General features: G+C 36.6%; 15 protein-coding genes. 11 read left to right on the forward strand and 4 right to left on the reverse strand.

Translation table 11 applies throughout. The features are described 5' to 3' along the window. Positions 1-253: 253 nt before the first annotated feature. From AB1H92_RS06720 to AB1H92_RS06730, 3 genes are all read left to right on the forward strand, one after another. On the forward strand, positions 254-1273 hold the full coding sequence (locus AB1H92_RS06720) for a zinc-binding alcohol dehydrogenase family protein (protein ID WP_115361268.1): 1020 nt from the start codon (positions 254-256) through the stop codon (positions 1271-1273). Between the two features lie 111 nt (positions 1274-1384). Beyond that, positions 1385-2737 (forward strand): gluconate:H+ symporter, encoded by a 1353-nt coding sequence (locus AB1H92_RS06725; protein WP_115361263.1) that lies wholly within the window; start codon positions 1385-1387, stop codon positions 2735-2737. Between the two features lie 154 nt (positions 2738-2891). Beyond that, positions 2892-3107, forward strand: coding sequence for a hypothetical protein (locus AB1H92_RS06730; RefSeq protein WP_115361261.1), 216 nt, complete (start codon positions 2892-2894; stop codon positions 3105-3107). A 114-nt stretch (positions 3108-3221) separates the two neighbouring features. Here AB1H92_RS06730 and AB1H92_RS06735 read toward each other — a convergent pair whose 3' ends face one another. Then, positions 3222-4115, reverse strand: a complete 894-nt coding sequence (locus tag AB1H92_RS06735; RefSeq protein WP_115364086.1) for a DMT family transporter — start codon at positions 4113-4115, stop codon at positions 3222-3224. Positions 4116-4269: 154 nt separating this feature from the next. Then, positions 4270-5541 (reverse strand): LysM peptidoglycan-binding domain-containing protein, encoded by a 1272-nt coding sequence (locus AB1H92_RS06740; RefSeq protein ID WP_115361259.1) that lies wholly within the window; start codon positions 5539-5541, stop codon positions 4270-4272. 130 nt (positions 5542-5671) lie between these two features. On the opposite strand from AB1H92_RS06740, the gene AB1H92_RS06745 reads away from it, so the two are divergent. Further along, complete coding sequence (locus AB1H92_RS06745; protein ID WP_115361257.1) at positions 5672-6370, forward strand: TIGR02206 family membrane protein; 699 nt, start codon at positions 5672-5674, stop codon at positions 6368-6370. Between the two features lie 14 nt (positions 6371-6384). On the opposite strand, the gene AB1H92_RS06750 is transcribed toward AB1H92_RS06745, so the two are convergent. Further along, entirely contained in the window at positions 6385-6804 is a 420-nt protein-coding gene (locus AB1H92_RS06750) for a hypothetical protein (RefSeq protein ID WP_115361254.1), read from the reverse strand. A gap of 128 nt (positions 6805-6932) precedes the next feature. Between AB1H92_RS06750 and fni the strand changes: the two genes are divergently transcribed. The 7 genes from fni (at position 6933) to AB1H92_RS06785 (ending at position 10954) form a co-directional block, all read left to right on the forward strand. Further along, positions 6933-7961, forward strand: coding sequence for a type 2 isopentenyl-diphosphate Delta-isomerase (gene fni, locus AB1H92_RS06755; RefSeq protein ID WP_115361252.1), 1029 nt, complete (start codon positions 6933-6935; stop codon positions 7959-7961). Positions 7962-8049: 88 nt separating this feature from the next. Further along, the gene (locus AB1H92_RS06760; RefSeq protein ID WP_166739491.1) at positions 8050-8205 is read left to right on the forward strand and encodes a hypothetical protein; all 156 of its coding nucleotides are present in this window, start codon (positions 8050-8052) and stop codon (positions 8203-8205) included. Between the two features lie 101 nt (positions 8206-8306). Further along, positions 8307-8954, forward strand: a complete 648-nt coding sequence (locus tag AB1H92_RS06765; protein WP_166739492.1) for a hypothetical protein — start codon at positions 8307-8309, stop codon at positions 8952-8954. Positions 8955-9173: 219 nt separating this feature from the next. Continuing rightward, entirely contained in the window at positions 9174-9329 is a 156-nt protein-coding gene (locus tag AB1H92_RS06770) for a DUF1540 domain-containing protein (protein ID WP_115361248.1), read from the forward strand. Positions 9330-9400: 71 nt separating this feature from the next. Then, entirely contained in the window at positions 9401-9592 is a 192-nt protein-coding gene (locus tag AB1H92_RS06775) for a hypothetical protein (RefSeq protein ID WP_115361246.1), read from the forward strand. 187 nt (positions 9593-9779) lie between these two features. Continuing rightward, entirely contained in the window at positions 9780-10160 is a 381-nt protein-coding gene (locus AB1H92_RS06780; RefSeq protein ID WP_115361244.1) for an rRNA methyltransferase, read from the forward strand. A gap of 68 nt (positions 10161-10228) precedes the next feature. Continuing rightward, on the forward strand, positions 10229-10954 hold the full coding sequence (locus AB1H92_RS06785) for an EcsC family protein (protein ID WP_115361242.1): 726 nt from the start codon (positions 10229-10231) through the stop codon (positions 10952-10954). 24 nt (positions 10955-10978) lie between these two features. On the opposite strand, the gene AB1H92_RS06790 is transcribed toward AB1H92_RS06785, so the two are convergent. Then, on the reverse strand, positions 10979-12118 hold the full coding sequence (locus AB1H92_RS06790; protein ID WP_134268490.1) for a TolB domain-containing protein: 1140 nt from the start codon (positions 12116-12118) through the stop codon (positions 10979-10981). Positions 12119-12510: the final 392 nt, after the last annotated feature.

The following is a 12510-nucleotide window of genomic DNA, read 5'->3' on the forward strand; positions in this document are numbered from 1 at the left end:
TTGAAAATGGAAACTTTGATGAAAAGGGTTACACGACCTTCCGATTCGTAATAATAGTTAAGAATTCAGAATTGTGGATATGTTTTGATGGTGTATTAGACTTTCTGTTTTTTGAGGAAAAGGCTGCAAATAATGATATCGACTCATATAAAATGTAATCGTTTACGATTTTTGAAAAAACCAGTGAAAGCGATGCCATAGTAGCTTAATAATACAGCATGATCAATCATTTAATCATTAAGGAGTGGGGAAAATGAAAGCGGTTAGAATTCCTGAAGCTAATATCATTGAAGTGATAGATATCCCAGAGCCAGAAATCAAACAAGCGAATGAAGTGAAAGTGAAAATTAAAAGAGTCGGAATTTGTGGATCAGATATGCATATTTATCACGGTACGAATCCGCTTGCGACATATCCAAGAATTGTTGGCCATGAAGTCACAGGGGAAATTGTAGCAATCGGTGCAAATGTTAAGAACGTAGCAATTGGAGATCATGTTGTTGTTGAACCCATCAGTTATTGTGGAACATGCTATGCATGTAAAAATGGAAGACCCAACGTTTGTAAAGAGGTATCTGTTTTTGGTGTGCATGAAGATGGTGGAATGAGAGAGTTTGTTATTTTGTCGGATAAACAAGTACATAAAGTTAACGCCAATATTGACTGGGATGAAGCAGTCATGGCTGAGCCATATACAATTGGTGCACAAGCTACATGGAGAGGAAATGTAGGGGAAGGACAAACAGTCTTTATCCAAGGCGCTGGACCCATTGGGATTACAGTATTAAAAATGGCTAAACTTCGTGGTGCTACCGTTATTATTTCAGATTATACAAATGAAAGATTAGAATTTGCGCAAGAAAACGGAGCAGACTACACGATTAATCCATCAGAAGTTGACGTTGAGGATAAAGTAAACGAAATCACAGACGACGAAGGTGCGAATGTTGTCATTGATGCAGTTGGTTTACCGCAAACTTTCGAACTAAGCGTTAGTGTAGCGTCGGCTGCAGGGAATGTCGTATTACTCGGATTCAATGCGACGCCATCCGCAATTGCTCAAATGCTTATTACGAAAAAAGAGTTAACGATTACAGGCTCAAGACTTCAAACAAATCAATTTGGTAAAGTGGTAGAGCTCATCAACGACGAGAAATTAACACATAATGGTTTAATTACACATAGATTTCCATTAAGTCAAATAAAAGAGGCCTTTGAATTTGTAGAGCAGAACCCTCAATTGGTTAGAAAAGCAGTGATTGAATTTAATTAATACAGTTTATATATGGGAATATTTCTTGCAATAAAAAGTACAAATGCCCAAGGGTTTTGTATTCAACAATTGAAATTAGTTTATTATGAAAAAAGTTAGGGGATAGAAAGAATGCCACTATTAATAGTTGCTTTGGGCATTATTGTTTTGCTCGTGTTAATTATGAAATTTAACTTAAATACATTTATTTCACTCGTAGTTGTTTCATTTCTAATTGCATTTGCTTTAGGGATGCCAATTAATGAAATTGTAAATACGATTCAAGCCGGAATGGGGAATACATTAGGCGGAATTGCCTTAGTGTTTGGATTAGGTGCCATCTTAGGTAAACTAATTGCAGATGCGGGTGGCGCTCAACGTATCGCAGTCACATTAATTGATAAGTTTGGTGAAAAAAGAATTCAGTGGGCGGTACTTGTTGCTGGATTTATTCTAGGGATTGCCCTGTTTTTTGAAGTAGGTCTTGTATTATTAATTCCGATTGTTTATCAAATTTCTAAACAATTAAGGATATCTTTCTTATGGTTAGGACTGCCAATGACGACTGCATTATCAGTAACGCATGCGTTTTTACCACCGCATCCGGGTCCTACAGTTATCGCACAACAATATGGTGCGAATATTGGTTTAGTATTACTTTATGGATTTATTATTGCGATTCCAACTGTTATTTTGGCGGGACCATTATTTACGATTTTTGCTAGAAAATTTGTTCCATCTGCTTTTGAAAGAGAACCAGAAGGCAGTATGGCATCTATCGGTGAAGCAAAGCAGTTTAAATTAGAAGATACGCCTGGATTTGGAATTAGTGCATTTACAGCATTATTCCCTGTTATTTTGATGGCTCTATCTACAATTGTGATATTGCTTGAAGATGCAATGGGATTATCAGGTAATTGGTTCTTCGACTTAGTTGCTTTGATTGGTGCACCGACGACGGTTATGTTACTTTCTGTATTACTAGCGTTAGTAACAATGGGGACAGCTAGAAAGATTCCTATGAAACAACTGATGAAATCCGCTGAAAGTTCTATCGCAGCTATCGGAATGATGTTACTCATTCTTGGAGCTGGTGGTTCATTGAAACAAGTGTTAATTGACGGTGGCGTTGGAGATACGGTTGCTGACCTTTTTGCAGGCAGTACGATATCTCCGTTAATCTTAGCTTGGCTTATCGCTGCGCTTATGCGAATTGCGCAAGGATCTGCAACGGTTGCTGCTTTAACGACAGCTGGTCTTGTGATTCCAATGATGGCGGGCACAGATGTGAACGTAGAACTTATGGTATTAGCCACAGGCGCTGGTAGTATCATCGCTTCCCATGTAAACGATACAGGTTTCTGGATTGTTAAAGAGTCTTTCGGTTTAACGATGAAAGAAACATTTGGGACTTGGACAGTACTTGAAACACTGATTTCAATATTTGGTCTTGCGTTTGTATTAATTTTAAGTATGTTTGTTTAAGGATTAAGAAATAATTTAAAAAAGCTAGTTCCAATTTATTGGGGAACTAGCTTTTTTGTATATCAATTTTTAATGAATAATGAAATCATCATAAAAACGTATAGGATCACTCGAATGTCTCAACCTACAAGTACAATAGAATGGAGGAATATATGTGAGAAAATATATATTCATCGTTGGATTATCAATCATTTTACTTGGAGGTTGTGCAAATGATAAGGACATGAATGAAAAAAATAAAACGCCTACAAAATCAGTTTTTAAAGATAGAGAAGATGCATGGAGAGATTTCGAAGGTCGAGATCTGAATAATCGTATGGGGGAGAATTCGTATAGTGACTACAGTGAAGTGTATCAAGCTGTAGAATGAAGAGATAGTTCGTGAAAATTAACTTCTAATTACATATAAAATGCCCTCTAATGCGAGGGCATTTTATTCGTTAACATTTTTGAACTGTTACTTTCACTGCTAGTTGGTATTGCTTTAAGTTTCTTTAGATGTTTTTTTACTGAAAGCAAGGATTAGAATTAAGCCAAAAATACACGCAGTTCCAAGCCATTGAACTATGCCAAAGGATTCTTGTAACCAAAATACAGTCGCTAGCACTGCCGCTAAAGGTTCCAAAGTGCCTAAAAGACTCGTTTCTTTTGGCAATAAAGATTGTAAGCTTTCTATGTAAAACCAAAAGGCAATCATCGTGCCAAACAAAATAACGAATATTAGGTATACATATGCTTCCATCGGCAAACTACTTAAATCGATTTGCCACGGGGGATGAATAAAACTTAACACAAAACCGCCGATTATCATTGCCCAACCGACCACAACAAGTGAATCATAGTATTTCAATAGTGAAATAGCATACAACGTATAAAAAGCTAACGAAACAGCGGAAAGTACTCCCCAAACAATCGCGGGAAGTGGTACTGAAAGATGACTAATTGAGCCGTTCGTTAATAAGAAAAAGCTACCGACTAAAGCAAGTGTGATTGCGATAACATCATTTCGAGTCAGAACCGTTTTTTTTCTAAGAGTTAAATAAATGATAATCATCGCGGGCGCCAAATACTGTAAGAGAGTTGCTACAGCGGCATTCCCATGTTGAATGGATGCCATATATGTATATTGGACCGCCAACATGCCAAGTAATCCAAAAGTAGTAAGTTGGAAAGCGGTTCGCTTATGTTTCCAAATATCAAGAATCTGATCGCGGTCTTTCATAAAATATTGAACGGATAATAGTAGAAAACCGGCAATTAGTAATCGAGTTGTGACGAGCCAGTTCACTTCGATAGAATAATCTCGAAAAAGTTTTTGCGCAACGGTACCCCCTACACCCCAAAAAATTGCTCCTGTAATGACAAGGATAAAACCCATTTTTCTATTTTGTTGATTTGATGCCAAATACGCCACCTACCATGTATAGTAATAATACCTATTGTAATCGACTTTAAGAAAGATTAATAGTTTCGAAAACGAAGGTAAGTAAAAAGGACCTTTTCGAAAAAACATTTCGAGAAGGTCCGTGTTATTAGATTCTCTTTCTAATCATAAAGTTATCTTCTAGAAGCAACCAATTTTGAGGGAATGGATAGCCGAGTACCCAATAACTGATGCCACGCAAATTATATGCCTTGACTAAATCGAATTTCGCCTGTGCACTGCGAGCATCTTCGAACCATACTTCATGTTGTTGGCCCTCATGATCGGTGTACTGGAAAAAAGGAGATTGTGTTTCTTTATCATATTGAATCGCAGTCCCAAACTCAATTGCCCTGCGAATTGCTTCTTGCTGACTAAATGTTTCCGCTTCTTGGCCTTCAACATGAGGGATGCGCCAGTCGCGCGCATAAATTTGAAAGCCAAAAAATATTTTGTCTCTTGGAATAACTGTAATGGCATAGTCGAGGACTCTTTTGATTTGAGTGATTGGCGATATCGCTTGAGGCGGTCCAAATCGATTACCCCATTCATATGTCATTAATATGACGAAATCAACAATTCTTCCATGCGCTTCGTAATCATGCGCTTCATATAACAAGCCTCGCTGTTCACTACTTACTTTCGGGGCAACAGCAGTGGAGACAAAATATCCTTCAGGGTGGAATCGATCTATCGTTCTCTGCAAAAACTGATTATAGTTTTCACGATCAGATGGTTGGATGTTTTCAAAATCGATATTAATGCCAGCATAGCCTTTATTGTTCATGACAGCTAGTAGATTTGTCAATAATTGATTTTGAACATCAGGATTTGTTAAAAGCGCATGAGCGAGTTCGGTGCCAGTTTCAGTTGCACTGAAGTTCGTTAGGCATAATACGGGAACGACTCTTTCTTCATATGCTGCTCGAATAATTGCAGTGTCGTCCATCTCGTTTAGTGTTCCATCTTCATTAAAACTGTACGTAAAGGGCATACAATACGTAAGGTCTGGCCCAACTTCATGAATTTCATTCGCGCCAACTTCTCCTGGATTGAGTGTATAGGCATTAACATCGATAACAGGCTTTCGAGGTGGAATAGTCAACCTAGTGCCTGGTGAAATCATAGTAGGATTACGAATAAAATTTACTTGTATGATTGATTGTAACGGAACGTTATATCGTGCGGCAATTTGCCATAAGCTTTCTCCTGGTTGAACGATATGTTGTTGGTCCGGTGTTGGGATAACAAGAGCCATCCCAACAACTAGCGCATCTGGATCTTCTAATTCATTCGCGTTTACAATTTGTTCAACTGTCACCTGAAATTGTTGGGCAATTTTTGATAATGTATCTCCACTTTGAGTTACGTAGATCTCCATCTATTTCTCTCCTTAATTCATCGTCTCTAATATGCTATTCTAGAGGAAGGAAAGATATCATGATTCATACATAATAAATGAACATACTTGTAATTTGCGAAGAATAGATGAGATGAAATGAGGGAAAGTGTTGGGTGGAAAAAGTGGAACATCGTTTATTATGTTTTCTACTCCGCATGTGATCGCGATTATGATCATGATTTTTTTAATTCTACTCGTCTGGGTGTCCAGCAAACGCGGGGGGATGAGCCGACAGCGCGGAGAAAGGTTTCAACAGATTTTTGCATTATCATTGTTAGCGATGGAATGGCTTTATTATGTATGGATGGCGATGTCGGGGAAATGGGATGCTCGTTATTCATTACCACTTGAGTTATGCAGTATGAGTTTATATGTTGCAGTAGTCTTATTATGGATGAATAAACGACAACTTTATCCATTTGTATTTTTCGCAGGAGTTGGTGGAGCGCTACAAGCGATTGTTACACCTGATTTAGAACTCGATTTTCCTCATTTTAGATTCTTTCATTTTTTCTATACACATATAGGAATTATTGTCACGGCGTTTTATTTTACATGGGTAAAGGGATATCGGCCTACATTCAAAGGTATTATTCAAACGATGATCACTCTAAATGTGATCGCAATTCTTGTCTATTTATTTAATACCATCGCCAAGAGCAATTATATGTTTTTAAATGGGAAACCTAAAAATGGTAGCTTAATCGATTATTTGGGCCCTTATCCTTGGTATTTACTATCTTTAGAAGGGGTTGCCCTAATTACATTTCTATTGCTGTGGTTACTTTTCAAAAGGAAGCGTCGCTAAAAGACGATATAAGTTCACCAATATAATTTCATTTCTAATATACAACAGCCACTTTTAGATTCTTCACTGAAAATTTCGATGTGGACACTAGAAGGGCTATATGTTGTCTTTACCTTTAAGGTAATTCCAGTAGAAGCAATCAACTCATCAACTTTTTGCTGGTTAGATAATTGCGCTTCATGCATGAGTGTCTGTGCAAAATCTGGGGAATTGAGAATTTTTTCAATCAGTATTTGAGCTTCTTTCAATAAAGCTTTATATTCTTTCGCAGAGGCATTAAATTGGCTCGTATTGACAGGTGGGAATAAATGTTCTTCTGGATTTGGATGTTCATTTTGCAATAAAGGATTATTGTGATGAGCCTTTTGCTCATGATTATCATCGCTTCTATGTTTGCTTGGGAAATTATGGGCAAAACGAGAGAGGTAATGCATAAAATCCTCCAATCCTTATTATTGTTAACGTATACTATGTATAGTGAAAAAATCATATTCATGATGATGACCGGTAAATCGGTTATAATAAAGTAACGAAAGTGATTTAGAAAAGGTGGCGTTGTTACATGTCTCATTCCATACATCAACGAAAAACAGAACATATACAAATTTCATTAGAAGAAAAAGTAACAGGAACTACAATTACGACTGGGTTTGAAAAGGTCGGGTTCGTACATAATGCTTTACCCGAAATCGATTTTAACGAAATAACAATTGAAACGAGTTTTTTACAGCATAACTGTAAAACGCCTTTTTTAATTAGTTCAATGACGGGCGGTGCAAAGTTTGCAGGAACAATCAATCATCATTTGGCAGAGGCAGCCGAGGAAAAAGGCTGGGCATTTGCTTTGGGATCGACGCGTGCAATGATTGAAAGTGAAGCATACCGCTCTTCGTTTCAATTAAGAAAAATTGCGCCGACAATCCCAATCATCGCAAATCTAGGGGCAGTACAATTAAATTACGGTTTTGGTGTAGATGAATGTAAGAAAATAGTAGAGTGGACAGAGTCGAACGCACTCGTATTACATTTAAATAGCATCCAAGAAGTAATTCAACCTGAAGGAGATGTAAATTTTAAAGGGTTATTAAAAAAAATCGAGAAACTGACATCATCCTTATCTGTACCTGTCGGAGTAAAAGAGGTTGGCTGGGGAATTGACGGGCAGACTGCGAAGCAATTAACTGACGTAGGGATCTCTTTTATTGACGTTGCTGGTGCTGGCGGTACTTCGTGGAGTCAAATAGAAAAATACCGCACAACAGAAGACGTTAAAAGAATTGCGGCTGAAGCATTTACGGAGTGGGGGATCCCGACTGTAGATTGTATCCAATCTGTGAGAAGTGAACTGCCACATGTACCAATCATTGCGAGTGGGGGATTAAAAAATGGTGTAGAGGCGGCAAAAGCGATTGCGTTGGGTGCCGATATGGTCGGATTTGGCCGTTCGATTTTGAAAGAAGCGACTGCCTCAACAGAAGAAGTATTAAAAGTAATGGAAACACGAGAATTAGAATTGAAAATTGCGATGTTTGGCATTGGTGCAGAATCCTTAAGAGCATTGAAAGATACAGACCGGGTGACCATTTCTTAATTAAAATAAATGATTATTTTTCGTCAATTTTTTCATCAACCTGTCATTTACTAGATAGAAACGCTTTTCTAGTAAGGAGAGGATTCAAGTGGCGAAAAGAAATCGTGGTAAATCATTAATAAAACTTCCTGCCCGTGGAAGAGGGAACTGTCCAAAATGCAATCGAACAAGAATTAAATTATTGTATCCATACCAAACAGAAAATGGAACGATTGATGTTTGTAAAAAATGTAGGGAAAAGTAGTTAAATTAAACCGTTTTGAGCATTAATTGTCAAAACGGTTTTTTTGAATCTCTTTCGAAAGCATTTGTATCGTACTTACCGAAGAAATGGAAAGGAGTGAGATGAAATTGGCATTCATCGTGAGTCATCAATGGGGCATTTTTATTATAATCGAGATACTTTCACTTGTCTCATTGCTATTATTTGGTGTCTTTCGTTATTTTTTGAATAAACGAAAAGTGAGTACAATCATGATACTTACTTTTATCGCTTTGCTGCTACTAGAAGGACTGCTTGCAATTCTCGTTTATACAGAAACAAATGAAATTTCGACATTTCAAATCGTCGTACTCATTTTTATCCTTTATGCTTGTACATTTGGTGTTCTTGACTTTCTTAAATTGGATCGCTGGATGCGAAAGAAGGTTGGCGAATGGAGAGGAACATCTTTATTAACAGAAAAAGATACTAGGATATTGAAACGACAAAAAAACTCTAAATACGTTGCGAAGAAGTACCGTATTTCTTCAATGACCCATACAGTCATATTTATTGCGGGACAATGGCTGCTATGGAGTTACGGGACGAATCATATGAGTGAAATGCTACCGTATATAAAAGATTGGTCTTGGTTTACAGAGGGAAGGTTTGAAGCGTCCCCTTATGCCAATGAAACAGCTTATCATATTGGCGTCCTATGGATCATCGTGTTTGCTGTTGATTTCATTTATTCGTGGTCGTATACATTATTTCCTAAAAGGAAAATTTAAAACATAACTCAAAAATCAGTTTCAGTTGGATTAATTGAAAGAACGACAATGTCATTCACTGTTAATGGCCAAGTATTTGTTGGTTAAAACAAAATGACACTTTTTTGAAATGAATTATTCTATTATATTGTGGATGATAATTCGAAAAGTATGATGAAAAAAATGTTACGTATTTATTACCCATGTCAAGCTCAAGATAGAAGTAAGGAGGTGGAAGCAATGGCACAAGAAATTTTATGTGAAGTGAGTAATTGTAAGTTTTGGAGTAACGGTAATAAATGTAGCGCAAAATCGATTTATGTTGTGAGCCAAAAAGGAAAACGTGCAAAAAGTAGTGAAGAAACGGACTGTAAAACATTTGTGCCAAGGGATTAGTATTAAAGGCTATTCGTAGTTAACGTAATCTCCATGTGCATTCAAGGAATTTTATTATGGGAGGGAAGTTCATGAAAGAAGAAGAATATAACCTGCTGCCCAAACAAGTTGTGTCAGACAAGGCCATCACTAAAAAAGCGCCGAATATGAAAGAAGAAATTTCTCAAGAGTTGGCTGAAATTGGCAATATGACACCTAAAAAAGAACCAATGACTCCGAATGCTCGAGAGAAAAGTGAGCGAGAAAAGTGGTATAATCAATAATAAGAGGAAGTAACTACTTATAAAAGTAGTTACTTCTTTAAAGACATACACATAATATTATTATGTTCGGGGCGCTGCACTATTATAATGATACATAAAGCTCCACTCCAATTTATATAACTAACGCAATTAATATTGTTATAGTTATCAAGGAAAGAGAAAATATATGAAATAAGGTGATGAAAACATGTGGAAAAATATAAATGGAAAACTCGTTCATGTAACAGATGAATCTAGGGTGAAATTTAGGACAAATATTAGTAAGTCTATTTTAAATAAGTTAAGAGATGTTGCAAAAGAAAATCATACACATGTAAACTATTTACTAGAAACAGGATTAAAAGAGATACTAACACTTGGTGCGATTACGATAGATAAAAAGAAAAGACCAAAAGATCGGGTGCAATATAAAACGACTTACGATCGAGATTTATTAGAAAAAATACGTACTTTTGCAGTGAAAAACAATGTTTATGTAAATGATGTTATAGAATATAGCGTTCGGTTTATTGATATCGAAAATAGTAAAAAACAAGGCCATAAACATCGTATTATAAAAAAAGAGTAATTAAAGCCCAAATTGACTAATGCGAAATATAGTATTAGGAGTACAAACGGATAAAGGGAGGCTGGCGGATGATTGACTATACACTAAAAGTAGAGCAAGAATTAGAGCTTTGGAAACGAAAAATAACCAGGCGGTCTAGTCTTGTAAGTCGAATGTCCAAAAAAACTCAAACAAAAGTGAATACATTCATTCCTGAAAAGGTTCACCATGTCATTTCGGAAAGCGTTAAAAACATGGTGAAAGCAACACTAGTTGGTTCAAACTTTACAACGAGAAAACAGCAGGCAACAGGCTTTAGTCTTTATGAGCGTGATGAATTAATGATGGATAAACTTGTTGCTTTCCGCAAGGCAGCTGTCGTTGAAGGTGCTGGAACGGGAGCTGGAGGAATCTTACTTGGTCTTGCCGATTTTCCATTATTGTTATCCATTAAGATGAAATTTCTCTATGAAGTAGCTGCGGTTTATGGATTTGATACAAACAAATATGAAGAGCGTCTTTTCTTATTGCATGTATTCCAACTCGCTTTTTCAAGCGATGTAATACGAAGAGAGACACTCGCCACGATTGAGAATTGGGAGCAACAAAAATACTTAATTGCTGATATGGACTGGAGAGACTTTCAACAAGAATATCGTGACCATATCGATTTGGTGAAAATGTTTCAGTTAATTCCTGGATTCGGGGCAATCGTAGGCGCATTTGCGAATTATAACTTACTGGATCAACTGGGGGAAACTGCAAAGAACGCCTATCGATTGAGGTATTTAAAAGAGCATCACGGTTTCCGCTAAGTAATCGCGAGAATGGTTGAGTACTTAATGGTTAGAACTAAAAAAACTATACGATTCTATATTTTTCACCCAAATTTTTGCATCGCTTCCATCCGAATTAGCGATATATAAATCTGCTTTTTCATTTGCAATATCACTTTTTCTTAACCAAGTAATTTTATGGATTGCAGATAAAAATATGGGGTTATAATCACCTTCATTTTCTGGCGGTGTCGTTATTTGGATTTGTTTCTGTCCAGTGAGGGTTAAAAAATATAAAGAGGGATCTGGTCGTTCTTCTGCTGAATTTGACCATTCACTTTCGGGCACTCTAGAAACAATCAGTGATGAATCATTGACCCAGGTAAACCCCATTTCCGCATAGTTTTTGGGGGTTAGCTTGACTGATTTCTCTGTAGGGAATTCGGTCACTTTCAAATCCTTATTTTTAAACCCATATACAATCCGTCCGCCGCCAGCAATATAGCCGAGTAAATTAGTCTTGAATGCCCATTTCGGAGTAAACTCAAGGATAACTTCATCAATTACTTCGAATTCTTTGCCATCCGCAGAAATAATCGCTAGCATATCGCTATCCATCGACCATGAAGCAGTCGGGGAAATAATGAAAGAAATCCATTGTTGATTAGGAGAATAAGCAAATTTTTCTGCGCTTATTGAAAGGATTTTAGTATTTCCTATGCCCACTTCTTTTGGAATGACGAATAACTTCTTAACATGTTTTGTCAAATCGGTAATATCCTGATAACCTTCCTCAATCGAAATTGTATAAAGGACTGGGTGTGTCCAACCGTCTGGACGAAGGGAAGCGCTAGAAGAAGCAATAAAGCCTTTGCCGTCCGGATGCCACTCATAATCGTCCACACCTAGTGCAATGTTGTAGAATCCTGATAAATTAGAGATGTTTAATACACCGCCACTATTGAAGGAAATAATATTTTCTATTGGAGACCATTTAGGATTGTACCCATCATAAAAGATTTTACGATGTCTCTCTGTTTCAAGTTCATACACCCAAATTTCATTTTGAGTTTCTAAATTTTCACGTGTGACTTCTTTTTGATAGAGCAGCATTTTTCCATCAAAAGACCATTGTGGTGGATAATTATAAGTCGCTCTTTCATCTGTAATTTTCTGTTCATCCTCATCCACTATTATCCACAAATAGCCGTCTCGACTAAATGCTACTTTTACAAGATGTGAGCTTGCGTCTGAGTGGAGACTGTTAGAAAAAATTAAACAAAGGACTACTAAAGTTTTTATGCTCAATCTCATATAAATCACCTCTTATTCCTTATCTTTTCCCATTAAGAGCAAAATACGCTTGTACCATATTCTTTTTTTATGAATACAGCGCTTTTAATGGTCGTTTTATTTTGGTAGTATAGTTTTGATCGCAATAACCAGATTATGACGAATTGCTGTTACTTCATACAAAAGAGAATAATTGTATTCATGACTCTATGAGTATTTACTATTCCAAATAATTTTAATAATAGTTTATTAGTAATGGGAGAGATTTTTTTACTTTTATATGATAATGTTTTATTAAGGAA

This window comes from Sporosarcina pasteurii (assembly GCF_041295575.1).
Lineage (GTDB): Bacteria > Bacillota > Bacilli > Bacillales_A > Planococcaceae > Sporosarcina > Sporosarcina pasteurii.

Bases quoted from the DNA above. Each gene is read 5' to 3' on its own strand.
- AB1H92_RS06775 (WP_115361246.1), top strand. From the start codon at position 9,401: ATGAAAGAAGAAGAATATAACCTGCTGCCCAAACAAGTTGTGTCAGAC.
- AB1H92_RS06770 (WP_115361248.1), top strand. From the start codon at position 9,174: ATGGCACAAGAAATTTTATGTGAAGTGAGTAATTGTAAGTTTTGGAGT.
- fni (WP_115361252.1), top strand. From the start codon at position 6,933: ATGTCTCATTCCATACATCAACGAAAAACAGAACATATACAAATTTCA.
- AB1H92_RS06740 (WP_115361259.1), bottom strand. From the start codon at position 5,541: ATGGAGATCTACGTAACTCAAAGTGGAGATACATTATCAAAAATTGCC.
- AB1H92_RS06735 (WP_115364086.1), bottom strand. From the start codon at position 4,115: ATGGGTTTTATCCTTGTCATTACAGGAGCAATTTTTTGGGGTGTAGGG.
- AB1H92_RS06785 (WP_115361242.1), top strand. From the start codon at position 10,229: ATGATTGACTATACACTAAAAGTAGAGCAAGAATTAGAGCTTTGGAAA.
- AB1H92_RS06765 (WP_166739492.1), top strand. From the start codon at position 8,307: ATGAAATTGGCATTCATCGTGAGTCATCAATGGGGCATTTTTATTATA.
- AB1H92_RS06720 (WP_115361268.1), top strand. From the start codon at position 254: ATGAAAGCGGTTAGAATTCCTGAAGCTAATATCATTGAAGTGATAGAT.
- AB1H92_RS06750 (WP_115361254.1), bottom strand. From the start codon at position 6,804: ATGCATTACCTCTCTCGTTTTGCCCATAATTTCCCAAGCAAACATAGA.
- AB1H92_RS06725 (WP_115361263.1), top strand. From the start codon at position 1,385: ATGCCACTATTAATAGTTGCTTTGGGCATTATTGTTTTGCTCGTGTTA.
- AB1H92_RS06780 (WP_115361244.1), top strand. From the start codon at position 9,780: ATGTGGAAAAATATAAATGGAAAACTCGTTCATGTAACAGATGAATCT.